The 24,067-nt window shown below is 66.6% G+C and carries 17 protein-coding genes; 8 read left to right on the top strand and 9 right to left on the bottom strand.

Features of this window, described 5'->3' with window-relative positions:
* Positions 1-25: 25 nt before the first annotated feature.
* Positions 26-946, bottom strand: coding sequence for a DUF808 domain-containing protein (locus tag ABT24_RS05700; RefSeq protein WP_276732029.1), 921 nt, complete (start codon positions 944-946; stop codon positions 26-28).
* A gap of 113 nt (positions 947-1,059) precedes the next feature.
* On the opposite strand from ABT24_RS05700, the gene ABT24_RS05695 reads away from it, so the two are divergent.
* Positions 1,060-1,815: a sulfite exporter TauE/SafE family protein gene (locus tag ABT24_RS05695; RefSeq protein WP_013124533.1), complete on the top strand. Its 756-nt coding sequence runs from the start codon at positions 1,060-1,062 to the stop codon at positions 1,813-1,815.
* Positions 1,816-1,841: 26 nt separating this feature from the next.
* Here the strand turns inward: ABT24_RS05695 and ABT24_RS05690 are convergent, their stop codons facing one another.
* Positions 1,842-2,021: a hypothetical protein gene (locus ABT24_RS05690; RefSeq protein ID WP_013107527.1), complete on the bottom strand. Its 180-nt coding sequence runs from the start codon at positions 2,019-2,021 to the stop codon at positions 1,842-1,844.
* A 246-nt stretch (positions 2,022-2,267) separates the two neighbouring features.
* On the opposite strand from ABT24_RS05690, the gene ABT24_RS05685 reads away from it, so the two are divergent.
* The 4 genes from ABT24_RS05685 to ABT24_RS05670 all read left to right on the top strand — a co-directional run bounded on the left by ABT24_RS05685 (position 2,268) and on the right by ABT24_RS05670 (position 7,262).
* Complete coding sequence (locus tag ABT24_RS05685) at positions 2,268-2,600, top strand: CZB domain-containing protein (RefSeq protein WP_423837856.1); 333 nt, start codon at positions 2,268-2,270, stop codon at positions 2,598-2,600.
* 155 nt (positions 2,601-2,755) lie between these two features.
* Positions 2,756-3,850 (top strand): uroporphyrinogen decarboxylase, encoded by a 1,095-nt coding sequence (gene hemE / locus ABT24_RS05680; RefSeq protein ID WP_276732024.1) that lies wholly within the window; start codon positions 2,756-2,758, stop codon positions 3,848-3,850.
* A gap of 394 nt (positions 3,851-4,244) precedes the next feature.
* Positions 4,245-6,518: a primosomal protein N' gene (locus tag ABT24_RS05675; RefSeq protein ID WP_276732022.1), complete on the top strand. Its 2,274-nt coding sequence runs from the start codon at positions 4,245-4,247 to the stop codon at positions 6,516-6,518.
* A gap of 156 nt (positions 6,519-6,674) precedes the next feature.
* Positions 6,675-7,262 carry a CBS domain-containing protein gene (locus tag ABT24_RS05670; RefSeq protein WP_013107531.1) on the top strand — a complete coding sequence of 196 codons (588 nt, stop codon included), beginning with the start codon at positions 6,675-6,677 and terminating at the stop codon, positions 7,260-7,262.
* Between the two features lie 12 nt (positions 7,263-7,274).
* Here ABT24_RS05670 and ABT24_RS05665 read toward each other — a convergent pair whose 3' ends face one another.
* The 7 genes from ABT24_RS05665 to ABT24_RS05635 form a co-directional block, all read right to left on the bottom strand.
* Positions 7,275-8,459, bottom strand: a complete 1,185-nt coding sequence (locus ABT24_RS05665; RefSeq protein WP_276732020.1) for a multidrug effflux MFS transporter — start codon at positions 8,457-8,459, stop codon at positions 7,275-7,277.
* A 59-nt stretch (positions 8,460-8,518) separates the two neighbouring features.
* Positions 8,519-9,772: a c-type cytochrome gene (locus ABT24_RS05660; RefSeq protein WP_276732016.1), complete on the bottom strand. Its 1,254-nt coding sequence runs from the start codon at positions 9,770-9,772 to the stop codon at positions 8,519-8,521.
* Between the two features lie 248 nt (positions 9,773-10,020).
* A complete protein-coding gene (locus ABT24_RS05655) occupies positions 10,021-10,353 on the bottom strand; it encodes a chemotaxis protein (RefSeq protein ID WP_276732013.1) in 333 nt (110 codons plus the stop codon).
* Between the two features lie 3 nt (positions 10,354-10,356).
* Positions 10,357-11,226: a KPN_02809 family neutral zinc metallopeptidase gene (gene ypfJ / locus ABT24_RS05650; RefSeq protein WP_276732011.1), complete on the bottom strand. Its 870-nt coding sequence runs from the start codon at positions 11,224-11,226 to the stop codon at positions 10,357-10,359.
* 147 nt (positions 11,227-11,373) lie between these two features.
* On the bottom strand, positions 11,374-15,000 hold the full coding sequence (locus ABT24_RS05645; RefSeq protein WP_276732009.1) for an indolepyruvate ferredoxin oxidoreductase family protein: 3,627 nt from the start codon (positions 14,998-15,000) through the stop codon (positions 11,374-11,376).
* A gap of 245 nt (positions 15,001-15,245) precedes the next feature.
* Entirely contained in the window at positions 15,246-16,868 is a 1,623-nt protein-coding gene (locus tag ABT24_RS05640; RefSeq protein ID WP_276732006.1) for a hypothetical protein, read from the bottom strand.
* 224 nt (positions 16,869-17,092) lie between these two features.
* Positions 17,093-17,680 carry an MliC family protein gene (locus ABT24_RS05635; protein WP_276732003.1) on the bottom strand — a complete coding sequence of 196 codons (588 nt, stop codon included), beginning with the start codon at positions 17,678-17,680 and terminating at the stop codon, positions 17,093-17,095.
* Between the two features lie 209 nt (positions 17,681-17,889).
* On the opposite strand from ABT24_RS05635, the gene ABT24_RS05630 reads away from it, so the two are divergent.
* From ABT24_RS05630 to ABT24_RS05620, 3 genes are all read left to right on the top strand, one after another.
* Complete coding sequence (locus tag ABT24_RS05630) at positions 17,890-20,424, top strand: DNA internalization-related competence protein ComEC/Rec2 (protein WP_276732000.1); 2,535 nt, start codon at positions 17,890-17,892, stop codon at positions 20,422-20,424.
* 139 nt (positions 20,425-20,563) lie between these two features.
* Positions 20,564-23,137 carry a circularly permuted type 2 ATP-grasp protein gene (locus tag ABT24_RS05625; protein ID WP_423837857.1) on the top strand — a complete coding sequence of 858 codons (2,574 nt, stop codon included), beginning with the start codon at positions 20,564-20,566 and terminating at the stop codon, positions 23,135-23,137.
* Between the two features lie 11 nt (positions 23,138-23,148).
* A complete protein-coding gene (locus ABT24_RS05620) occupies positions 23,149-24,066 on the top strand; it encodes a transglutaminase family protein (protein WP_276731995.1) in 918 nt (305 codons plus the stop codon).
* The last annotated feature ends 1 nt before the right edge of the window (position 24,067 follow it).

Below are 24,067 nucleotides of genomic sequence, written 5' to 3'. Positions count from 1 at the left end.
TTGTCGGTATGCGCACCGGCGCGGCTCAATGTGCCGCCGCGCCGCGCCCCCGAAGTTTCTGCCCGAGCGTCCACACGCCAAGCACCCCGATGCCGGTGGCGATGCCCACCGCGGCATCGAACAACAGCGGGCTCAGCCAGCCCAGCGCCGCACCCGACTGATGCACCACGGCCTCGCTGGCGTGATGCAGCCAGGGCCAGCCGTGGCGGATGATGCCGCCGCCCACCAGAAACATCGCGGCAGTACCCACTACGCTCAGCCCTTTCATCAGCCAGGGTGCCGCAGCCAATAGGCCACGCCCCAGCGCCTGCGCCGCGGCAGACGCCTGACGGCTCAGGTAGAGCCCGGCGTCGTCCAGCTTCACAATGCCCGCAACCAGGCCATAAACGCCCACGGTCATCAGCACCGAAATACCGACCAGCACGGCGACCTGCGTGGTGAAGCTCGCACCAGCCACCGCACCGAGCGTGATGGCGATGATTTCGGCGGAAAGCACGAAGTCGGTGCGCACCGCGCCCTTCACCTTGTCGCGCTCCAGCGCCAGCAGATCGACCTCCGGATGGGTCAGCGCCTGGGTCAAATCCTCGTGATGGGCTTCTTCTTCTGATGGTCTGTGGAAGAACTTGTGCGCCAGCTTTTCCGCGCCCTCGAAGCACAGATACGCCCCGCCCACCATCAACAAAGGGGTGATCGCCCAGGGCGCAAAGGCGCTGATCGCCAGCGCCAGCGGTACAAGAATCGATTTGTTGATCAGCGAGCCCTTGGCCACGGCCAGCACCACGGGAATTTCGCGATTGCTCTGCACCCCGGTGACCTGCTGGGCGTTGAGCGCCAGATCGTCGCCCAGCACGCCCGCGGTTTTTTTGGCCGAGAGTTTGGTGAGCAGCGCGACGTCATCCAGCACGGTGGTGATGTCATCTAAAAGAGCGAGCAGACTGGTTGCCATTGCAGTAGGGGGTCGTGTTACCAATTGAAAGCGGTATTGGACGACAAACCGCAGGCCTGCCGGGCGCAGCGCTGGCGTTCTGCGTATGCTTGACGCTTTTTCGCATCAAGCTCATGTTCAACGACGGTTTCACTTTGGCGCTGGTCGCGCTGGCCGCTTTTTTCGGCGCCGCGCTCAACGCCGCGGCCGGGGGCGGCAGCTTCCTCACCCTGCCCGCATTGATCTATGCCGGGATTCCGCCCGTTGCCGCCAACGCCACCGGCACCACGGCCCTGTTGCCCGGCTACTTGGCCAGCACCTGGGGCTTCCGCGAAGATCTCGGCCCGCCGCGCTCGGTCGGCATGACCGCGCTGATGCTGACCTGCCTGGTGGGCGGAGGCATCGGCGCCGGGCTGTTGATCACCACGAGCAATCACGCATTTCGGGCGCTGGTGCCGTGGTTGCTGTTGTTCGCCACCGCCTTGTTCGCCTTCGGGCCGACTTTGTTGCGCCGCATCGGCCGCCACCCCGAGCAGCATGCGCCGCGTCTGCAAGCGCTGGTCGGCCTGTTCGTGGTCAGCGTGTACGGCGGCTACTTCAACGGCGGCCTCGGCGTGCTGCTGCTGGCGATGCTCACCCTGATCGGCGAAACCCATCTCAACCGCATGAACGCGCTGAAAAACGCCATCTCCGCCGTGCTCACCCTGTTCGCCGTGGGCATCTACGCCGCCGCTGGCACCGTGCAGTGGCGCTGGGTGGCGGTCATGCTGCCCGCCGTGCTGGTGGGAGGCTATGTGGGCGCACGCGTCGCCCGGCGCATTCCGCGCGAGGTGATGCGCTGGAGCATCGTGCTGATCGGTCTGGTGATGAGCGCGCTGTTCTTTCGCTGAATTCCTGGGCCTCTCATCCCGGCCTCTCATCGCCCGTCTTTGACGATGAGATAGACGCCGACGGCGACCAGCCCCATCCAGAGCGCGACCGCTCCCGTGCCCATCCATTGCGCCGCCTGGTCGATGAACAGCAGAAACACCGCGGCCAGCGCCAGAATGCCGTTGCCCAACCAGAAGCGGGGTCCGTGTTTGGGTTCTTGTTGCACAGTTCCTCCCGGGTTGATAAAGAGGTGCAGCCTATCGCAGGGCGATGCTGAAAGGCATCGCTTGGGTGGAAACTTGGCCCCTCGCCTTCCGAATCTTGATGCCTCTCAGCCCAAGGCGCATCGCCGAATTGTAAAGTTTCATCCTGAAAACTATATTTGGGCCACCTGCCCAACTATCGTCAACCCAGCCCGTATGGAACTGAACTTTTTTCGGCGACAAACGCCCACAAAGCGTGGAAGAAGCGGTTGCACGATTGTGTCAGCGGCGCTTGCTCCACGCTCGACCCGGACACCATTGCGCTGGACAACCGCTGCGATCTGGGCAAGTGGCTCTATCGCATTCGCGAAAGCCGTCCGGCGCTGAGTACCGACACGCAGCGCTTGTTCACACGGCTGTTCGAAGAACACGCCGCATTTCATCGCGTGGCCGCCGATGTCGCCCGCCAGGCTTTGGCCAATCAACGACAAGAGGCGCTGCAGCAATTGCAAGGCGGAGGCGAGTACGCCCGCATTTCCAATCAAGTCATCGGCACCTTGGGCGAGCTTTATCTCAAACGCAGGGAATTCGGCATGGATTGAACCCGGATGATCCACCCCGGCCTGTGGCGACCCTGATGACTAACGCTACTGGCGCACCCGCGCCGTCATCCCTTGTCCCCACAGAGCATCCGGGTTGAAACATCCAGAGCAAACCGCGCGCTGGGCTGCGCCTGCAGTTTGCGACAATACCGTCCATGACCGCACCCATTGCCAACGACACCTTCCTGCGCGCCCTGCGCCGCCAGCCCACCGACTACACCCCGCTGTGGCTCATGCGCCAGGCCGGGCGCTATCTGCCGGAATACAACGCCACCCGCGCCCGCGCTGGGAGTTTTCTCGGCCTGGCGCAGAACCCGCACTTCGCCACCGAGGTGACGCTCCAGCCGATCGACCGTTACGCGCTGGACGCGGCCATTCTGTTTTCCGACATTCTCACCGTGCCTGACGCCATGGGTCTGGGCCTGCGCTTCGAGGCGGGCGAAGGCCCGAAATTCGATCGCCCGCTGCGCACCGAGGCCGATGTGGCCGCGCTCGCCGTGCCCGACATGGACAAGCTGCGCTACGTGTTCGACGCCGTCAGCGAAATCCGCCGCGCGCTGGTGCAGAACGGCACCCAGCGCGTGCCGCTGATCGGTTTTTCCGGCAGCCCCTGGACGCTGGCTTGCTACATGGTCGAAGGCGGCGGCAGCGACGACTACCGCACCGTCAAGACGATGCTGTATTCCCGCCCCGATCTGATGCACCGCATTCTCGCGGTCAACGCCGAGGCGGTGGCGCAGTATCTGGCCGCGCAGATCGACGCCGGCGCGCAAGCTGTGATGATTTTCGACAGCTGGGGCGGTGTGCTGGCCGACGGCGCTTTTCAAGAATTTTCACTCGCCTACAGCCAACAGGTCATCGCCGCGCTCAAACAGAAGGCGTCCCTGGCCGACGTTCCCGTGATTCTGTTCACCAAGGGCGGTGGCCAGTGGCTCGAAGCCATGGCCGACACCGGCGCCGACGCGCTCGGGCTCGACTGGACGACTTCGCTCGCCCAGGCCCGCGCCCGCGTGGGCCAGCGCGTGGCGCTGCAAGGCAATCTCGACCCCAACGTACTGTTCGCCCCGCCCGCCGCCATCGAAAAAGAAGTGCAACGGCTGCTGCACAGTTTCGGCCCGGTCGGCGCCGGCGCAGGCCATGTGTTCAATCTCGGACACGGCATTTCGCAATTCACCCCGCCCGAGCATGTGTCGGTGCTGGTCGAAGCGGTGCACACCCACAGCCGGGCCTTGCACCGCAGCGCGACCTGAACGGGGGAAGCTGGCTGCGTTCAGGCTCGCGGCCAGCTCCCCGGCGCGCCCCTCTGTCGCTGTCCGGCGATACCCCGCGCTGCAAGGGAAATTCTGATTTGTCAAGCTTGACAAATCGGCTTATGCACATTTTTGGTCAGCTTGCACCGCAGCAAGTTGATCACAGATTTGACTTGAAATATTCACGCTTAATTCGTTGATTTATCTTGATTTTTTCGATATTTCACAATTCGGTAAATTTTTCTGCACAGGCTTATCCACAAGGCTGCCGTCCTGGCGCATGGTATTGATGCACAGAGTTATCCACACCCTGTTTTGATCCAGAATAACTCCTGATTTGACGCCGACTTAGCGCCCGTTTCGAACGCCGACCTCAACCCGCTGCGCACTACCCATGTCCGTCGTTCTCCAGGTTGCCGTTGACGCGCCGGGCCTGCCGCCACTCGATTACAGCGCTCAGGCGCCGCTGGCGCTGGGCACGCTGGTACGCGTTCCTCTGGGACGCCAGACCGTCAGCGGGGTGGTGATGACGCTGGTACCGCAGCCGGACGCAGCCCGTCTCGCCGCGCTGCGACCCATTGCCGCAGCGCACACCGCCCTCGCCCCGCTGGCCCCCGCCTGGCTGGACTTGATGCAGTTCGTCGCGCGGTATTACCAGCGCGCGCTAGGGGAAGTCATCGGCGCGGCCTTGCCCGCCCAGTTGCGCAACCGCCAACCCGGCGAGGGAACGGCCGCGCCACCTCGATCTTCGAACACGAGCTATCGCTGCACCGCAGCGGGCCTGTCGGCCTTACCCGGCCAGATTGCGCCGCGCAGCGTGGCGCTCTGGCGGCTGGCGCGCGCACTCGGCGTCGCCGCAGCGGGGGAGACTCCTGCTGCCTCGACGCTGCCTTACCTCAGTCTGACCGAGGCGCGGCGCTTGCATCCGCAAGCCGTCAAGGTGCTGGCCGACTGGGAGGGCTCGGGGTGGGTGGAGGCCACCGCGGCCGCCCCCGTCTCGTCGAACCCGGCCGCATCGGCCGCTGCCCCCACGCTGCACCCGGAGCAGGCGCAGGCGGTGGAGGCCATCGCCGCCAGCTCGGGCTTTTCGCCCTTCCTCTTGTTTGGCGTGACCGGCAGTGGCAAGACCGAGGTTTATCTGCACGCTGCGGCGCAGGTGTTGCAGCGCGAGCCCGAAGCGCAGGTGCTGGTGCTGACGCCCGAAATCAATCTCACGCCGCAACTGGTGGGCCGTTTCGAGCAACGCTTCGGCGCAGAGCACCTCGCCGTTTTGCACAGCGGCCTGTCGGAAGGGCAGCGGCTGCGACACTGGCTGGCGGCCCACATCGGCGCGGCGCGCATCGTGCTCGGCACCCGGCTGGCGGTGCTGGCTTCACTGCCGACGCTGCGACTCATCGTGGTCGACGAGGAGCACGACCCGTCCTACAAACAGCAGGAAGGCGCGCGCTATTCCGCCCGCGACCTGGCGCTATGGCGAGCGCAGCAAATCGGCATTGCCGTCGTTCTCGGCTCGGCCACGCCCTCGCTGGAAAGCTGGCGGGCCGCGCAGACCGGGCGCTACCAGTTGCTCACTTTGAAACAGCGCGCCACCGGAGTGCTGCCCAGCGTGCGCATCGCCGACACCCGGCGCGACGCCACGCTGCGCGCCAGCGGCACGCTGATCGGCCAGACGCTCGACGCCGCACTGCGTCAGCGGCTCGCGCGCGGCGAGCAAAGCCTGCTGTTTCTCAACCGCCGCGGCTATGCCCCGGTGTTGAGCTGCCCCGATTGCGGCTGGATGTCGGACTGCCCGCACTGCGACGCGCATCTGGTGTTTCACCGCACCGACCGCACCCTGCGCTGCCACCACTGCGGCTACCAGGCCGCCGTGCCGCGCGCCTGTCCGGGCTGCGGCAGCCTCGATCTGCAGCCCGTGGGCAAGGGCACGCAGCGGGTGGAAGAGGCACTGGCCGAAAAATATCCCGAGGCCCGCATCGCCCGCATCGACGCCGACAGCACGCGCCGCAAAGGCGCGGCGGCGAGCCGTTTCGACAGCGTCCACGCCGGTGAAGTGGACATTCTGGTAGGCACGCAAATGGTGACCAAGGGCCACGACTTCCAGAAAGTCACCCTGGTCGCCGCGCTCAACCCCGATGCCGGGCTGTTCACCCACGATCCGCGCGGCCCCGAGCGTCTGTTCGCCCAACTCATGCAGGCGGCCGGGCGGGCGGGCCGCGCCTTGCCGCCCCAGGGCGATACCCCCGCCTCCACCCCCGAAATGCTGGTGCAGACCGCCCACCCCGAACATCCGCTGTACCGCGCGCTGGTGGCGCACGACTATCCCGGTTTCGCGCAGGCCGAGCTCATCGAGCGCGAGCGCGGCGGCATGCCGCCGTTTTCCTATCAGGCCCTGCTGCGCGCGGAACACCGGAATATCGACGCCGTGGTCGAGTTTCTGGCACAGGCGCAGCAACTCGCCGCGCCCTTGGCCGAGGCGCTGGGCGTGACCGTCTATCCCCCCATTCCCGCCACGCTCGCCCGCATGGCCGACGTGCACCGCCTGCAGATGCTGATCGAAGGCAGCCATCGCGGCGCGTTGCAGAGCCTGCTTTCGCAGTGGCGCGCCGAGCTCACCGCCCTGCGCTCTCGGGTGCGCTGGGCAGTCGATGTCGACCCGCTCGATTTCTGAACGCCCGCATTGGCGGATGAAATGGCGCATATGTCGCATTCGGCGGCGGATTCGACATTTCGATACAACAGCCTGGCGCAGCACGGACTAAATTGGGTGCATCGAAAGCGTATTGCAGTGCAGCAAACGCTGGTCCTTTTCTGGGAGAGAACCCTCATGTCCACTCAACGCCCTCTGCATCATCACCCCCTTCCCGCAGGTACGCCCGTGATCGAGTTCGACCACGGCCGCCCCGGCAGCGTCACCCCTGACTCTCCGGCCACCGATGTGATGACCGACCTGCGCCACACCCCGGCCTTCACCACCGAAGCCGACGCGCCCGCCAACCAAGCGCTGCAAAAGATGATGCACGCCGGGGTGCGTCTGCTGCTGGTCACCAACTCCGCGCGGCACGTCGTCGGCCTGATCACCGCGCGCGACCTGATGGGCGAAAAGCCGGTACGCGCCGCCACCGAAAACCAGATTCCGCGCGACGCGGTCACCGTGGCGCAATGCATGGTGCCGCAGCAGCACATAGAAGTGCTCGATTACGCCGAAGTGCTGCGCTCTACCGTGGCCGAAATCGTCCTCACCCTGCGTCACTCCGGCCGTCAGCATGCGCTGGTGCTGGAAGCCGACGGCAAACCCGTGGTGCGCGGCATTTTCTCGGCGGTGCGCATCGGTCGGCAACTGGGGATCGAACTGCAGGCCAGCGGCCAGATGCAGAGCTTCGCCGAACTGGAGCAGGCGATCGCCGCGCTCTGAACAAGGCCTGCGTCAACGCGGCGCAAGGCGCTGATTCGCCCACAAGGCCAAGCCCGCAAACGCCCAGAACGCGGCGGCCATCGGCAAGGCGCTGTGGGCGGCGATCATGCCCACGGCCGAGCCGCTGGCCGCCGCCAATGTGAACTGAAGGCTGCCCATCAGGGCCGCCGCGCTGCCCACGCGGCCCGTCTGATGCGCCAGCGCCAGCGCCGTGGCGTTGGGAAACGAAAAACCCAGGCTGGACAGGGCGATGAACAGGGGAATGACCACGCCCCATAAACCGCCCACCTCGAGCACGGCAAGCGCCAACATCACGCTCGCCCAGACCGTCAGACTGAGCAAGGCCCGGCGCAACAGCACGCCGCTTCCCACGCGAGCCAGCAGCGCGTGATTGATCTGCGACGCCGCAATCAGGCCCAGGGCATTGGCGCCGAACACCCATGCGAACTGCGCCGAACTCAGTCCGAATACCTGCATGAACACGAACGGTGCTCCGGCGATATAGGCAAACATGGCCGACTGCCCCAGCGCCCCGCTGAGGGCAAAACCGATGAAGCGCCGATCGCGCAACAGATCGAAATAAGTGCGCAAGGCATTGCGCACCGGGTGCTGCTGGGCGCTGCTGCGAGCCCCCGGCGCCAGCGACTCCGGCAACGCCAGCGCGGCTAGCAGGCAGGCCACGCCGAAGGCTGAAAGCACCAGAAAAATAGCCCGCCAGCCCCAAGCCTGCACGAGGGCCGCACCCGCCAGCGGCGCCAGAATGGGGGCAGCGCCCAGCACCAGGGTCAGCCGCGAGAACACCCGCGCCGCGTCAACCGGGGCGTAAAGATCGCGCACCATGCTGCGCGCAATCACGATGCCCGCACAGCCGCCCAGTGCCTGCAAGAGTCGCCACAGCATCAAGGCATCCATCGAGGCCGCCATGGCGCAGCCCAGCGAGGCCAGAACGTAAAGCGCGATGCCGATGAGCAGCGGCCGCTTGCGGCCATAGCGGTCGGACACCGGCCCCCAGAATGCCTGACCCAGCGCCAATCCGACAAAAAACACCACCAGCGTGCGCTGTACTGCCTCGGGCGTGGTGTGCAGATCATGCTGCAGGGCGGTGAAGCCCGGCAGGTACATGTCGATGGACATGGGGGCGAAGGCGGTGAGCGCCCCCGGGGTGAGAATGCGCTGCAGCGCGCCGGATCGGGCCATGCAGCGCATTGTCGCAGCGCTGCCACGCTGCCACTGCGACTGACCCTGGCCCGTTGCGATCAGTGCGAGGCGATGGCGCGCCGCAACTCCTTGACCTGCTCGGCCGAGACCGGCTCGGCAGCGTTGCCCCAGCTGGTGCGGATGTAGGTCACCAGATCGGCGATCTGCTGATCGCCGAGTTGCGCGCCGAACGGCGGCATGACCATCGGCGCGGGGGCTGATGCCGTCACCGCGGTGCTCGCCCCGGCCAGAATGACGTGGATGGCGTTGGTCGGGTTGATGCACTGCACAGAGGGATTGGCCACCAGGCTGGGAAAGGCAGCGGGCACGCCCTGGCCGTTGGGTTGATGGCAAGCCACGCAATGCTGGTTATACAGCGCCTTGCCGCGCTGCACCGCAGCGGGGTCGGGCTTGGTGCCCGCTACCTGCGCGCTGGTCTCTGAGGGCAACGATTTGAGATAAACGCCCATGGCGAGCAGATCCTCATGGTAGAGATGCTGGGTGCTGTGATGGATGACCTCGGTCATGCCGCCCGCCACGGTGTAATTCTGAGCGCTACCCGTTTGCAGCAACAGCGCGAAGTCCTGCGCGCTGAGGGTTTTCTGCAGACAGGCGCTGCGCAGATTGCTGGCATACCAGTGCTCCACCGTACCGCCGGTGAGGTAGAGCCTGCCGCCCGGCCCGTTGGCGCTCAGCGCTTTTTCCTGGAAGAACAGCCCGCGCGGCGTATGGCAGGCGCCGCAATGCCCCAACCCTTCGACCAGATACGCGCCGCGGTTCCACTGCGCGCTCTGCTTGGGATCGGGTTTGAACACCGTGTCGCGCACGAACAGCCAGTTCCAGATCGCCAGCGGCCAGCGGATGGTCATCGGCCAAACCATGTCGGGCTTGCGGTTGGGCGTGGGGTTTGGCGCCACGCCTTGCATGAAATAGGCATACAGCGCGTGCATGTCCTGCGGCGTGACGCGCGCGTACGACGGATACGGCATGGCCGGGTAGAGGTATTTGCCGCCCGGCGCCACACCATGGCGCACCGCGCGGTCGAACTGTTCGAAGCTGTAGTTGCCGATGCCGTGCGTCTTGTCCGGGGTGATGTTGGAGGAATAGATCGCGCCCATGGGCATGACCATCTTCAGACCGCCGACAAAGGGCTTGCCGCCCGGCGCCGTATGGCAGGCCACACAATCGCCCGCGCGGGCCAGATACGCGCCACGCTGCACCTCCTGGTCGGAAAATTGGGCCGCCACCGCCAAACCGCATTGCGCAGCCAGGAGCCCGGCCAGCATGACACGCCACCCCATCTTCTTGTTCATACCCGTTCCTTTTCAGCGCTGCGATAAAAGAGTTTGCAGCGCAACAATCTGCGATCAGGTTACGGGGCGTGGCGGCCTTCAGGGTTGATGCAGGCCAAAGGAGTGCGACACGGTGTCGCAACCCGCGCCCGGCGACAAGCAGACGGACGGCGGACGGGTTGACCTGCTGCAGGGCCGGGTGCAGATCCCTGCATTCCACCCGCATGGCAAACAGAAACTCTTTGCCGACCGCAGCCAACCGCGGCGCTTCAGCGCAGCAACGCGGCGAGGGCCAGCACCAAAGCCACGGCACCCAGGCCCAGCGCCAGTGCGGCCCAGCGCTGCTGTTTGTGCTGCGCCTCGGCGAGTTGCAGGCCAGCCTGCTCCAGCGCGGTGACCGTGGTTTGCAGTTGCTGTGCGAGCGCGCGCACATGTTCGGCGTTGTGGGTCACGGCCGTCTGCAATTCCTCGATCTGCTTCTGCTGCGTATCGGCCGCCTCTTTGTCTGACTTGCGTTGCTTGAACACCGGCAACGCAAGCTTCGCCACCGATTCGATGTAGGGCAAAGCGGCACTGATGGCCGTCATCCAGGTTACGGGCATGGCTCAGAGCTGAGAGGCGTTGAAGGTATCGCAGACCTGCGGCCGCCCGCTGGCGAAGCCGGTCTGGAACCAGTGCGCGCGTTGCGCCGAGGTGCCGTGGGTGAACGAATCGGGCACCACATAGCCCTGCGCCTGCTTTTGCAGTCGGTCGTCGCCCACGGCCTCGGCCGCGTTGATGGCCTCTTCCACATCGCCCGGCTCCAGCACCTTGCGCTCGTTCTGCGCGTGATAGGCCCAGACCCCGGCGTAGCAATCGGCCTGCAGCTCCAGCCGCACCAGCAGCGCGTTGGCGCGAGCGGGGCTGCTGCGCTGCATGGCGTCGCGCACCTTGCTCTCCACGCCCAGCAGGTTCTGCACATGGTGGCCGACTTCATGCGCGATCACATACGCCTCGGCGAAGTCGCCCTTCGCGCCAAGGCGCTGCTGCAACTCCTGGAAAAACTGGGTATCGAGATACAGCTTCTGGTCCGCCGGGCAGTAGAACGGCCCGGTGGCTGCCTGCGCATAGCCGCAGGCTGACTGCACCGCGCCGGAAAACAGCACCAGCTTGGGATCGACATACTGCCGCCCCGCCTGCTGGAACAGCGCGCCCCAGGTGTCTTCTGTATCGGCCAGCACCACGGAGAGAAACTCCTTGTCCTGCTGATCCTTGGCGGTCAGCGCGGCAGGGGCTTGCTGGGTGGATTGCTGCGTCTGCTGCTGCGCCACCTGATTGAGCACCACACTCGGGTCGACCCCGAAATACAGCGCCACCAGCGCCAGCACGATGGTGCCAATGCCGCCGCCCACAAGCCCGCCCCGCCCGCTGGGCCGAGGCCCGTAAGCCCGCTGATCTTCGACGTTGTCACTGCGTCTGCCATTTTTCCAGAGCATGATGCCCCTCCCCTTCAAGGAAACGCCGGGCCGCCCCAAGTTTCCTTGACCCCCATGGGGGGCGGGTCGGCAAGCCGACCCCGGGGGCACTCGAATGGCGCGAATTATGCCGCCTCGACGCACACGCCCGGAACGACGGAACCTACATTAAGCCACGGTCTCAGGCACGGTCTGGGAGTCTGGAGACGAGACGCCCGCCGTCACCTGCCGCCACTTGCGCATCAGCGCCTCCCACTGCGGCAGCACTTGCGCCAGATGGCGCTGCTTGATGTGGCCGTAGCCGCGGATGCCGTCGGGCAGACGGGCGATCTGCGTGGCGAGCTGCAGGCGCTCGGGCGGGCTGTTGGCGTCGAGGCCGCGCAGCAATTCGGCGATCGTCTCGCGGTATTGACCGATCAGCGCGCGCTCCTGCTTGCGTTCCGCCGTATGGCCGAAGGGGTCGAACGCGGTGCCGCGCAGCACCTTGAGCGGCGCGAGCAGCCTGAAGGCCACGCCCATCCAAGGGCCGAACTCGCGCTTGATCAGCTCGCCCTTGGCATTGCGCTTGCTCCACAGCGGCGGCGCGAGGTAGTAATGGCGCTTGAAATCGCCCTCGAACTGCTGTTGCAGCTGCTTGGCGAACGCCGGGTCGGACTGCAGCCGGGCGACTTCGTACTCGTCCTTGTAGGCCATGAGCTTGAACAGATGGCGCGCCACGGCCTCCGTCAACGCGGTGGACTTGAGCGGCGCTTCAGCCGCACGCACCTGCGAAACAAAGGCAGCAAATTGCTGCGCGTAGGCAGCGTTCTGGTAGCCGGTGAGGAACTCCACCCGGCGCTGAATGATTTCGTCCAGGCTGGGACGCTTGACCAGTTGAATGACTTGCTCTGCAGCACTCAGCGCGGCGATGCCCTGCGGATCGTGCGCCGCATGGCGGCCCCACTCGAACGCCGCCTTGTTCTTCTCGACCTGCACCGCGTTGAGCTCGATGGCGCGCATCAGCGCGGCATGGCCCAGCGGCACCCAACCCTTCTGCCAGGCGAAGCCCAGCAGCATGGGGTTGGCGTAAATGGCGTCGCCCAGCAACTTCTCGGCGGCGCGCACGCAGTCGAACCCCGCCACATGGTCGGCGCCAGCGGCCTGTTCAATGGTCTTGTGGCAGGCGGCGTCGGGAAACTGCCAATCGGGGTTGTGAACGAAGGCGGCGGTGGGCGTGCTGTGGGTGTCGAGCGCGATGTAGGTGCGGCCTTCGCGCACGCGCGCCAGGGTTTCACGGTCGGCAGTGACGATGGGGTCGCAGCCGAGAATCAGTTCGGCCTCGGCCGTGCCGACGCGGGTAGTGACGATCTGCTGCGGGTCATTCGCGATCAGCACATGGCTCCAGGTCGCGCCGCCTTTTTGCGCCAGCCCGGCGGCGTCCTGCGTGACCACGCCCTTGCCCTCGATATGCGCGGCCATGCCGAGCAACTGGCCGATGGTGATGACGCCGGTGCCGCCGACACCCGCGACGACGATGCCGTAGCTGCCGCCGCCTGCCACATCGTCGCGCACCGGGTCGGGCACCTCGGGCTGAGGCAGTTCGGGCATGGACGACAGATCGGCTCCCGGCTGCGGCTTGGGTTTGCGTAGCGTGCCGCCTTCCACCGTGACGAAGCTGGGGCAGAAGCCCTTGAGGCAGGAAAAGTCTTTGTTGCAGCTGCTCTGGTTGATGCTGCGCTTTCGTCCGAATTCGGTTTCCAGCGGTTCGACCGACAGGCAGTTGCTCTGATCGGAACAGTCGCCGCAGCCTTCGCAAACCAGCGGATTGATGACCACGCGCCGCGCCGGATCGACCATCAGCCCGCGTTTGCGGCGGCGGCGCTTTTCAGTGGCGCAGGTCTGGTCGTAGATGATGACGGTGATGCCAGCCTCTTCGCGCAACTCGCGCTGAATGGCATCGAGATCGTCGCGGTGGCGCACCGTCGCCCCGCTGGCCAAGCCGACGGCGTTGTCGTACTTTTGCGGTTCGTCGGTGACCACCACGATGCGGCGCACGCCTTCGGCCTCCAGCTCGCGGCTGATTTGCGGCACGGTCAGGCCGCCCTCCACCGGCTGCCCGCCCGTCATTGCCACGGCATCGTTGAACAGAATCTTGTAGGTGGCATTCACCCCGGCAGAGATGGCCTGGCGGATGGCGAGCAGCCCCGAGTGGTAATAGGTGCCGTCGCCCAGATTGACGAACACGTGTTTGTCGGTGGTGAACGGCGCCTGGCCCACCCAGGCCACGCCCTCGCCGCCCATCTGGCTGAAGGTCTGCGTGGCACGGTCCATCCACACCACCATGTAGTGGCAGCCGATACCGGCCATGCCGCGCGAGCCTTCGGGCACGCGGGTAGAGGTGTTGTGCGGGCAGCCCGAGCAGAACCAGGGCGGGCGCTGGGCACTGGCGCCCGGCGCCTGCAGGGTGCGCTCGCGTGCGTCGATCACCGCCAGCCGTTCGCTGATGCGGCGCTGCACATCCACCCCGGCGTCGCGCAGGATGCCCAGCCGTTCCAGCCGCGCGGCGATGGCGCGGGCGATGATCGCCGGATTGAGATCGGCCTTGGCGGGCAACAGCCAGTTGCCGCCGGGATTGGGCTGGCTCCATTCGCCGCCGGTGCGGTCTCCCGCGATTTCGTCAAACTTGCCGATGACGTTGGGCCGCACGTCTTCGCGCCAGTTGTAGAGCTCTTCCTTGAGCTGATACTCGATGACCTGGCGCTTTTCCTCCACCACCAGAATTTCCTGCAGCCCGGTGGCGAATTCGCGGGTGAGCTGCGCCTCGAGCGGCCAGACCACGGCGACCTTGTGCAGACGGATGCCGAGCTGCGCGCAGGTGTGGACGTCCAGCCCGAGATCGTTCAGGGCTTGACGGGTATCGTTATAGGCCTTGCCCGAGGCCATGATGCCCAGCCGCGCGTGCGGGCTGTCGATGACGGTGTGGTTCAAGCGATTGGCGCGGATATAGGCCAGCGCCGCATACCACTTCACATCCATCAGCCGTGCCTCCTGCGCCAGCGGCGTGTCGGGGATGCGGATGTGCACGCCGTCTGGCGGCAGGGCAAAGTCTTCGGGCAGCAGGATGCGCACGCGGTCGGCGTCCACATCGACCGTGGCGGAAGACTCCACGATTTCCTGGATGGTCTTCATGCCCGACCAGACGCCGGCATAGCGGCTCAGGGCAAAGGCGTGCACGCCCAGATCGAGAATGTCCTGCACCGAGGTGGGAAAGAACACCGGCAGCCCGCAAGCCTTGAAAATATGGTCGCTCTGGTGCGCCAGCGTCGATGATTTGGCCACATGGTCATCGCCCGCCACGGCGATCACGCCGCCGTGACGCGCGGTGCCCGCGCTGTTGGCGTGCTTGAACACATCCGAGCAGCGATCCACGCCGGGGCCCTTGCCGTACCAGATGCCGAACACCCCGTCGAATTTGTTTTTATCGGGAAACAGATCGAGCTGCTGCGTACCCCAGACGGCGGTGGCCGCCAGTTCCTCGTTGACCCCGGGCTTGAACACCACGTGGTTGGCCTCGAGGATTTTTTTGGCCTTCCACAGCGCCTGGTCGTAGCCACCCAGTGGCGAGCCACGATAGCCCGAGACAAAGCCCGCGGTGTTGAGCCCGACGGCGGCGTCGCGCTGCCGCTGCAACATGGGCAGACGCACCAGCGCCTGAATGCCGCTCATGAAGGCGCGGCCAGAATCTAGGGTGTATTTGTCGTCCAGCGAAATGGTCGCCAGCGCACGACGGATGTGCTCGGGTAGGGGAGCGTTCATCGCCTGTCTCCTTGTGTGGCGCGCACCGCTCAAAGGCCGCGCCGTTGGGTCACCGATCGGCCGCCGATCAGGCTGGCCGGGCAATTGCGGCGCCATGTCTGGGCACGGCCCGCATGCCGTCTTGTGAACGGCAGTCGGCCTTATGCCGACAAAGCCATGCTAGTGCGGCTGCGAAGGAGTGAACAGGGGGAGAAGCGATAGGCGCTTTGGGCTTGCGGACTTGCGCGCGCAAGCCTTGCGCGCGGTCAGGCGTAGGACGGCAGAATGAGCACGTAGGTGTCGATCGGCGCGTTGGGATTGACCAACGGGTTGCTCGGATCGCCATCGCCCCAGTCGCTGTTGAACAGAATGCGTGTACCGCTGGTGCTGAAGGTCACGTTCGGCTGCGCCCAGTAGTTGCTCTGCGAGGCGTTGCTGTAGTTGCCCGTGCTGCGGTGGTGGGCAATGCGCCAGGTGACTCCGCTGGTCAGGTTGGTGATCATCAGCTCCTGGTCGAGGATGGTGCAGGGATTGGCCGTCGGCCCGCTGTTGCCGTTGCTGCCGGGCGAGGCCACCCCATTGCTGCCCGTGCCGTAGATATTGCCCGTCATGCCGGTGACCACCCAGTTCGGGTTCTGCCAGGCGGTCGAGCCGCTCAAGGACCCTGTGGTCGGATAGCCCCAGCCGCTGGATTGACCAACGAAGTTCGAGACTGCTCCGGTGTTGAGGTTGCAGACGATCACGTTACCGTTGCCCGGGTCGTTGCGCGAGAACTGCGAACCGACCAGCAGATCGTTGCCGCTCGCATCCATCGCGGTATCGCAGTGCTCGTTGGTGTCGAAGTTCACCCAGCGCACCAACTTGCCGGTAGCGGCGTCCAGTACGGCGCTTTGCGTGGTGGGCTGAGAGTTCAAGCCCACGGCAGCATTCCAGATGAAGAACTTGCCTGACACCGACGGGAACGGCGTCGATCCCCGCGCCTGCGGTTGCGGCACGATGCTCTGGTCATACAGCGTGAACGCCCCCGTCGCCTCGTTGAAGCCGAACACCCACATGCCCAGCTCGCCGGACACATTGGGGACGTTGGAGCCAAACGCGCCCAGACCCCAGATGCGCTGCCCCTGCGCGTTCACGCCCAAAGCGAACGGGTAGCCGCAGCGCACGCCTTGCGTGCCAGAAGGGCAACCCGGCGGCAAGCCGTTGGGCAGAAAACTGTGGATGATGGTCTTGACTCCCGTCTCGACATTGATCGCCGTGAGGTCGGCCAGGTTGGTGCTGCCCGACGAATGGTTGTCGATATAGCGCAGCGTGGCCGGGTCGGCGTGATCCCAGTAGAACTGCTCCACGTCACCCGGATTGATGTCGAGGAACTTGATGAAGGCGTAGGTCGTGCCGTCATACATCGCCCAGCCCTGCTGCCCACCGGCCTGTGCCGTCGAGCCGGGCACGTAAAGGATGAAGCGGGTTTCATCGCAATTCCAGGCCATCGCCGTGGGGTAGGCCGGGGCGACACACAGATTGTTGAAATCATTCACGCAATCGGTGATGCGGATGATCTTGGCGCCGAAGTCGGGATCGGTGACGGTGGCCCCTTTCGCGGGTTTCGCCAAAGCGCTGTAAGGCACGGGTGACTTGCCGTACTGGGTGAGCCCTTTGGACAGGTCGGTGCCCGGCGGCACGGTAACCGGCGTAGAGGTGGCCGCAGGGGTGACCGAGTTCGACGCTGTTCCTTGGCTGCCAGTTAAGGGGGCCGTCTGATTTCCCGCAACCTGGGATGTCGAGCCGCTGCTGGCACCCGCGCCCCCTCCGCCGCCACAAGCCGCCAGTGAGCCCAGCGCGGGCAGGGAAAGGAGAGACTTCTGAATGAAACGACGACGGGATTGCTGCATAAAACGACTCCTGGAACTTGGCCGCGCTCGACAAAAGCAAACGCAGAACAGTGGCTAAATAAGCGCCATGACCTATCCCGCACGAACGCGGAAACAAGTCTGCCCGGGAGGGTGTGAAATCTTCACGCCATTCGCCCCACAAAAAGGCACTTTCCCCCCAATTTAGGGGGTGCATGGGGCTGTCGTCTATATCCAGATGTAATAGTCGCTACCAAAGAAACAAATCACTGCTGCTGGCACACCGTGTTGGTGTTCTGCAGGAAGTTGGTCACCGTGGCCTGGCGGCCTTTGAACCACACCTGGAAAGCGCTGTTGCGATAGCGGGCGCCGTCGGCGGAGACGGTCTGATCCAGGGTGAGATTGCCCAGCGCGGTTTGCAGCGTGACCGACACGTCGCCGAAGGTGGCGATGAAAGAGCTGCCGTCCTGGCAGTTGAAGCGCACGGCGCCCGGCGGCAGGGCGGGTGCACTGGGCTGCGGCGCCGAAACTTCAGGCGTGGGCGCGAACTGCGGCGCAGCGGGCGCGCTTGCGGCCGGGGCCACACCGGCAGGCCCCAGGGGCTGCACGGTGATGGGCGCGGCAGGGGCCAGCGGCTGGGCTTCGCTTTGGGGCGCTTGCGGAGTGACGGGGGCGTAGGTCGACGGCGGCGCCGTGACGCGCGGCGTGGGCGGATTGAGTTGCTGCACCGGTACGGGCTGGTTGAGGTTGACCGGCGTGGCGCATCCCGCCAGGGTCAGCGCGCCGAGGGCTGCAAGTGTCGCAGCACCGACTGCGCTCAAGCGCAGAACAAAAGTGTGTTTTTGCCGATTCATGCAGAGACTCCCGAAATCTGTTGCAGAAATTGAACCATACAAACACGAGCTGCTTGCCCGTGTGACGGCGCGCAACTGTAGAGACTTGTAAAAGCGACGAAATTCCCGCGCCGCGCTGCCCGCTTTTTATGATGCGCCCAGACGCCCTGGCGAGAGAGCGCCGGGACGCCCGCCATCAACCACCTGCCTGCGGCCTGAAGGAACCCGACTTGCCGACCTTTGCCCTTGCCGTCCTGCTGGGCTGTGCGCTGCAGACCGCGCAGGCCGCGCTCTGGCCGCAGCCGATTTACGGCGTGATGGCGGCCGCAGGCATCGGACTGACTGCGGCGCTGCTGCTGTGGCAGGGCCGCTACGGCGGCTGGGCGAACAAAAAGCAAAAGCGGCAACGCATCGCCCTTGAACTTCTGGTTGCCAGCGGCGGCTTTGCGCTCGCTTTCGGGCTGACGGGCTGGCGCGCCACTGCGCTGCTGGCCGACCGTCTCGATCCGGCGCTCGAAAGCCAGGTCATCCAGGTGCGCGGCGTGGTGACCGGGCTGCCGGTGCTCTACCCCGATGCCACGCGCTTCGTCCTCACGATCACCCCGACCGCCCCAGCCGAAGTGCCGAGCAAGGTGTCGCTGAGCTGGTATGCGCGGCGCAGCGGTTCCGGCCCTGCTGAGGCTCTGCCGCGAGTGCATCCCGGCCAGGAATGGCAGTTTTCGGTGCGCCTCAAGCGCCCGCATGGCCTGGCCAATCCGGGCGGCAACGACACCGAGCTGACGCTGTTCCGCGAGGGAATCGGCGCCACCGGAACCGTGAGCCGCATGGGCGCGCCCCCGCAGCTTCTCGGCCTTCGCCGCGCGCCTGCCGACTGGATCGCGCAACTGCGCGACCACCTGCGCCAGCGCATGATGACCGCGCTGCAAGGGCAGAACGCGCCTCACCCCCTCCCAACCTCCCCCACGGCGTGGGGGAGGAGCGATCACTCCGTCCCCGCCGCCGACACCGTCATCGCGCTGGCTCTGGGTGATCAAAGCGCCATTTCCGCGCAAGACTGGGCGACTTACCGCATCACCGGCGTCGCGCATCTGATGAGTATTTCCGGTCTGCACATCACCCTGCTGGCCTGGCTGGCCCTGGGTCTCGTGGGCGGTTTGTGGCGGCAGAGCGCCCGGCTGCGTCATCCCTGGACGCTGACCGTTCCCGCCCCCACCGTCGCCGCCTGGGGAGCGCTGCTGATCGCCACCGCCTACGCGTTCATCGCGGGCTGGGGCGTGCCGGCACAGCGCACCCTGCTGATGCTCGCGGTGGTGCTGTTGCTGCGCCAGCGGGGGCTGCGCGCCGACTGGCGTGACGTGATGGCGCTGGCGCTGACCGCCGTGCTGCTGTGGGATCCGTGGGCGGTGCGGCAGGCCGGGTTCTGGCTGTCTTTCGTGGCGGTGGGCATGCTGTTCGTCGCGGGCAACCGCAGGCACCCGGAAACCGCCGCGCTGGCCTGCGGCCCCGGCGAAGCCGCGCCCGCCGGTCGGCTGCAGCGCGGCGCTCAGGCGCTGCGCCGCGCCGCGCACTCGCAGTGGGTGGCCACCATCGCCCTGCTGCCGCTCACGCTGTTGTTCTTTCAGCAGATCGCGGTGCTCTCGCCGCTGGCCAATGCTCTGGCGATTCCCGTGGTCACCCTGGTGGTTGCGCCGCTGGCGGTCGGCGGTCTGCTGCTGCCCGCGCCGCTGGACGGCTGGGCGTGGCGGCTCGGGGCCTGGGTGCAGCAGGGTCTGGACGCGGTGCTGCACCAAATGGCCGACTGGCCGCTGGCGCAGTGGCACGCCGCCGCGCCCGACGGTCTCACGCTGGCGCTGGCCGCGCTCGGCGTGCTGGCGCTGGCGCTGCCGTGGAACTGGCGGCTGCGCGCGCCCGGTCTGTTGCTGCTCCTGCCACTGGCGAGCAACCCCGGCACAGCGCCCGAGACCGGGGCGATGGAGGTGTGGTTTGCCGATGTCGGACAGGGCATGGCGGTAGTGGTGCGCACCGCGCGGCACACCCTGCTGTACGACACCGGGCCGCGACAGGCGCCGGGCGTGGACGCCGGTGGCCGCGTGCTGCTGCCGCTGCTGCACAGCCTGGGCGTGCGCCATCTCGACCGCGTGGTGGTGAGTCACGACGACAGCGATCACGCGGGCGGCGCAGCCACCCTCGCCCGAGCCCACCCCGAAGCCGATCTGCTCACCTCGGCCCCGCCGGACGCCGCCGCCCGCTACGGCCTGCAGCAGCGCCAGCCCTGCACCGCCGGTCAGCACTGGCGCTGGGACGGCGTGGACTTCCGCATCGTCAGCCCCCCGCCCGGCGACGCCCCCAGTAGCGACAACGCCCGCTCCTGCGTGTTGCATGTGGCCGCGCGCGGCGCCTCGGTGCTGCTCACCGGCGACGTCGATCAGCCGCAGGAGCGCGCCCTGCAGCGCGCCGATCTACTGCCCTATGCCGACGTGCTGCTGGCGCCGCATCACGGCAGCAAGACGTCGTCGAGCGAGGCCCTGCTCGACACGGTGATGCCGCGCGCCGCCGTGGTGCAGGCGGGCTATCGCAATTCGCACGGCCACCCCCACCCCGCCGTGCTGGCGCGCTACGCCGAGCGCGGCATCGCCGTCTGGCGCACCGACCTGCAGGGCGCGCTGCTGTGGCGCGACACCGCGCCCGACACCTTCATCGCCTGGCGCGATGCGAAACCGCATTACTGGAGCGCAAATGTGAAGCCTGCCGAGGTTTCTCGCTGAAGTTTCACACCACCCGACCTGTCTGGCCGGTATCTTGCCGAAGCTGCCCTATGCTCGCAGTCAATGGACGCATGAAGTTTGACCGCAATCGGGGGAGGCCTGCCGCTGTCTGGGCGTCCCCTGCATGCCACAATGCCGTATGGTCAGCCTGTTCCAATCTCAATCTCAAGGCGCGTTCGGTCCGGGTGAAGATTGCGCCGCGCTCGCCCGCGACCTGGCTTCCCCCGTCATCCCCGGCCACTGGGACGAATTGCGCGGCCGCGTCTCCGATGGCGGGACGGGTGCACCGCTGGCCCCGCTCTGGGACCAATTTTTTCGCCTGCTCGGCTCCGGCGGCTTCGACAGCCTGAGCGCCCGGCAGCAGCAGTTGCTGCAGCAGATTCACGACGACGGCGTGACCTACAACGTCCACGCCGACGCCGCGCAAGCCGTGCGCGCCTGGTCGGTCGATCTGTTCCCGCTGCTGGTCGACTCAGCCTCGTGGAAGCAGATTTCCACAGGTATCGCACAACGCGCCGCACTGCTCAACACCATCCTTGCCGACCTCTACACCGGCCCGCAGCGCACCCTCAAGGAAGGGCTGCTGCCACCGGCGCTGGTGCAGGGGCATCCCGGCTATTTGCGCGCCCTGCACGGCCATGCACCGCCGGGCAATATCTGGCTGCACATCGCCGCCTTCGATCTGGCGCGTGGGCCCGACGGCGTGTGGCGCGTGGTCAACCAGCGGGTGCAGACGCCGTCGGGCCTGGGCTATTTGCTGGAAAACCGCCTCCTCATCTCCCGCCTGTTCCCGGACGCGTTCAGCCACCTGAAAGTGCAGCGCCTGGCCGCCAGCTACCGGCTGCTGATGGATACGCTGCTGCGGCTCTCGCCCGGCGGCGTGGGCAGTCGCGTAGTGTTGCTCACCCCCGGCCCGTATAGCGAAACCTATTTCGAGCAGGTCTATCTGGCGCGTTACCTGGGCATCACCCTGGCCGAAGGCAGCGACCTCACGGTACGCGAAGACCGGCTCTACCTCAAAACCCTGCGCGGCCTGGAGCCGGTGCATGTGGTGCTGCGCCGTCTCGACGACAGCTTCTGCGACCCGCTCGAACTGCGTCCCGATTCCATGCTGGGCGTGGCCGGGCTGCTGCAGGCGGTGCGTGCGGGCAACGTGCTCGTGGCCAACGCGCTCGGTGCCGGTTTTCTCGAATCGCCCGCGGTGGAGGGTTTTCTGCCCAAGCTGTGCGAAACCCTGTTGGGCGAGCCGCTCCAGCTGCCCTCGCTGCCCACCTGGTGGTGCGGCGAGCCCGGCGTGTGCGACGCGCCGATGGACGATCTGCGCGCCTGGGTGATCAAACCGGTGCACCCGGATTGCGGCTTCGAGCCCACGGTGATGGCCAGCCTCGATTACGGCCAACTGCCCGCCTGGCGCGAACGGGTGCAGTCCAACCCGGCACTGGTCACTCTGCAGCAATATCAACCCCTGCCGCATGTGCCGGTGTGGAGCAATGAGCAGCTGGCCGCCCGCGCCGCCATGCTGCGGGTGTATGCCCTGTCAGACGGCCGCGGCGGCTGGCGGGTGCTGCCCGGCGGGCTGGTGCGCACCGCGCCGCGCGGGGGTAACACCGTGTCGATGCAGCGCGGCGGCAGCAGCCAGGACGCCTGGATCATCACCGGCGACGCGGTGGACAGCTCCACCCTGCTGCCCGAGCCGATGCGCCCGCAAGATCTGATCGACCATCACCGCGTGGTCACCAGCCGGGCGGCCGAAAACCTCTACTGGCTCGGACGCTACTGCGAGCGCGCCGAATTCAGCGCCCGGCTGGCGCGCATCACCCTGCGCGCACTGTCGGGCGACGACGATCTGGGCCCGGCCGTCTGCAACATGCTCGACCAATGGTGTCGCAGCAACGGCCTGGTCAGGAAGGAAGCGCCCGATCTTCGCGACAACCCGCAGGGCTTTGAGCACTGCGTGGTGCGCGGTCTCGTGCCGGGGCAGCACGCCGGCGGCATCGTGCAGAACCTGCAGGCGCTGGGCCACGCGGCCACTCAAGTTCGCGAACGCTTGGGCGGCGACCACCGGCAATGGATCGCCTCGGCCACCGCACTGGAGCTTTTGCCCACGGCCTCGCGGCGGGAAGAATTGCAGTCGGCCCAGGCCTTGCGCGGGCTGGAGCGGCTCACCGAAGTGCTCAGCGCCATCACCGGCGCGCAAACCGACCGCATGACCCGCGACGACGGCTGGCGCCTGCTGAGCATCGGCCGCCACATCGAACGCCTCTTGCTGCTGGGGCAAGCGCTGGCCGTAGCCTTCCGCAGCGGCGCGGTGCACAGCGACAGCGGCTTCAACCTGCTGCTGGCGCTGTTCGACAGCACCATCACCTACCGCGCGCTGTACCAGAAGCGGCTGGAAGTTCCGCCCCTGCTCGACCTGCTCATGCTCGACCGCGAAAACCCCCGCGCCCTGGGCTGGGTAGCGCAGACCCTGCGCGCCCGCATGGCCAGACTGCCGGGCGAGGCCGCCGACAAGGAGGCCCTGATCGCCCTCGCGCCCGACCCCGATGACTGGCATCTGCCCGAACTCTGCACCCACACGCAAGAATTGCATTACATGGGGCTGGACCTCGCCCTGACGCAGAGCATGGATCTCGCCTGTCGCCTGTCGGACGAGATCAGCCGCCGCTATTTCGCCCACGCCAGCCTGCCTGACCGCACGCTGGGCGGGTATTGAAAGCCGCACGCATGACTCAAGTCGCTTCTACCGCGCAGGCTGACGCCGTGCTCTACCGCGTGGTGCACGAAACCGCCTACGCCTACGCCACCCCGGTCGAACTCGCCCACCATCTGGCGCATCTCTGCCCGCTCGATCATGCCGCGCAAGAGCGCATCGACTACGTCTGCGACATTCACCCCGAGCCCGAACATCGGCACAGCGATGTCGATGTGTTCGGCAACCAGCGTGAGTTCTTCGCCTACTACAGCCCGCATGACACGCTGACCGTGCGTGCCGTCAGCCTGGTGCAAGTGCGTGCGCCCGAGGCGCCCGACTGGGACGCCAGCCCGCCGTGGGAACAGGTGCGCGAACAACTGCTCTACCGCGTCGGCAAGCCCTATGTCGCCGAGGCCGAGTTCACTTTCGGCACCCATTTCGCCCCCCTGTTTGCCGCCGCCGCCGCTTACGCCGCCCCCAGCTTTGCGCCCGAGCAACCGTTGCTCGGCGGCGCCCTCGACCTGATGCAGCGCATCCACGCCGACTTCACCTACAACCCCGAGAGCACCGAAGTGCAGACCCGCGCCCCGCAGGCGCTCGAACTGCGCGCCGGCGTCTGCCAAGACTATGCGCACGTCATGATTTCCGCCTTGCGCAGCCTCGGGCTGGCCGCGCGCTACATCAGCGGCTACCTGCGCTCGCATCCCAAGCCCGGTGAAGAACAACTCGTCGGCGCCGATGCCTCGCACGCCTGGGTGGCCGTGTGGTGCCCGGTCAACGGCTGGGTGGAGTTCGACCCCACCAACAACCGCCAGCCCGCCGCCGACTATGTCCGCATCGCCCTGGGCCGCGACTTCGCCGACGTCTCTCCCCTGCGTGGCGTCATCCGCGGCGGCGGCGATCACACCCTTAAGGTCGGGGTGCGCGTCAGCCCGGCAGACCCGCGCTGAC

The organism is Thiomonas sp. SCN 64-16 (assembly GCF_001725585.1).
In the GTDB taxonomy this organism is placed as follows: Bacteria; Pseudomonadota; Gammaproteobacteria; order Burkholderiales; family Burkholderiaceae_C; genus Thiomonas; species Thiomonas arsenitoxydans.
This window is presented reverse-complemented; position numbering and strand designations above follow the sequence as displayed.

Coding starts and splice junctions, on each gene's coding strand:
- ABT24_RS05700 (WP_276732029.1), bottom strand. CDS start 946: ATGGCAACCAGTCTGCTCGCTCTTTTAGATGACATCACCACCGTGCTG.
- ABT24_RS05695 (WP_013124533.1), top strand. CDS start 1,060: ATGTTCAACGACGGTTTCACTTTGGCGCTGGTCGCGCTGGCCGCTTTT.
- hemE (WP_276732024.1), top strand. CDS start 2,756: ATGACCGCACCCATTGCCAACGACACCTTCCTGCGCGCCCTGCGCCGC.
- ABT24_RS05675 (WP_276732022.1), top strand. CDS start 4,245: ATGTCCGTCGTTCTCCAGGTTGCCGTTGACGCGCCGGGCCTGCCGCCA.
- ABT24_RS05670 (WP_013107531.1), top strand. CDS start 6,675: ATGTCCACTCAACGCCCTCTGCATCATCACCCCCTTCCCGCAGGTACG.
- ABT24_RS05665 (WP_276732020.1), bottom strand. CDS start 8,459: ATGGCCCGATCCGGCGCGCTGCAGCGCATTCTCACCCCGGGGGCGCTC.
- ABT24_RS05660 (WP_276732016.1), bottom strand. CDS start 9,772: ATGAACAAGAAGATGGGGTGGCGTGTCATGCTGGCCGGGCTCCTGGCT.
- ABT24_RS05655 (WP_276732013.1), bottom strand. CDS start 10,353: ATGCCCGTAACCTGGATGACGGCCATCAGTGCCGCTTTGCCCTACATC.
- ypfJ (WP_276732011.1), bottom strand. CDS start 11,226: ATGCTCTGGAAAAATGGCAGACGCAGTGACAACGTCGAAGATCAGCGG.
- ABT24_RS05645 (WP_276732009.1), bottom strand. CDS start 15,000: ATGAACGCTCCCCTACCCGAGCACATCCGTCGTGCGCTGGCGACCATT.
- ABT24_RS05640 (WP_276732006.1), bottom strand. CDS start 16,868: ATGCAGCAATCCCGTCGTCGTTTCATTCAGAAGTCTCTCCTTTCCCTG.
- ABT24_RS05635 (WP_276732003.1), bottom strand. CDS start 17,680: ATGAATCGGCAAAAACACACTTTTGTTCTGCGCTTGAGCGCAGTCGGT.
- ABT24_RS05625 (WP_423837857.1), top strand. CDS start 20,564: ATGGTCAGCCTGTTCCAATCTCAATCTCAAGGCGCGTTCGGTCCGGGT.
- ABT24_RS05620 (WP_276731995.1), top strand. CDS start 23,149: ATGACTCAAGTCGCTTCTACCGCGCAGGCTGACGCCGTGCTCTACCGC.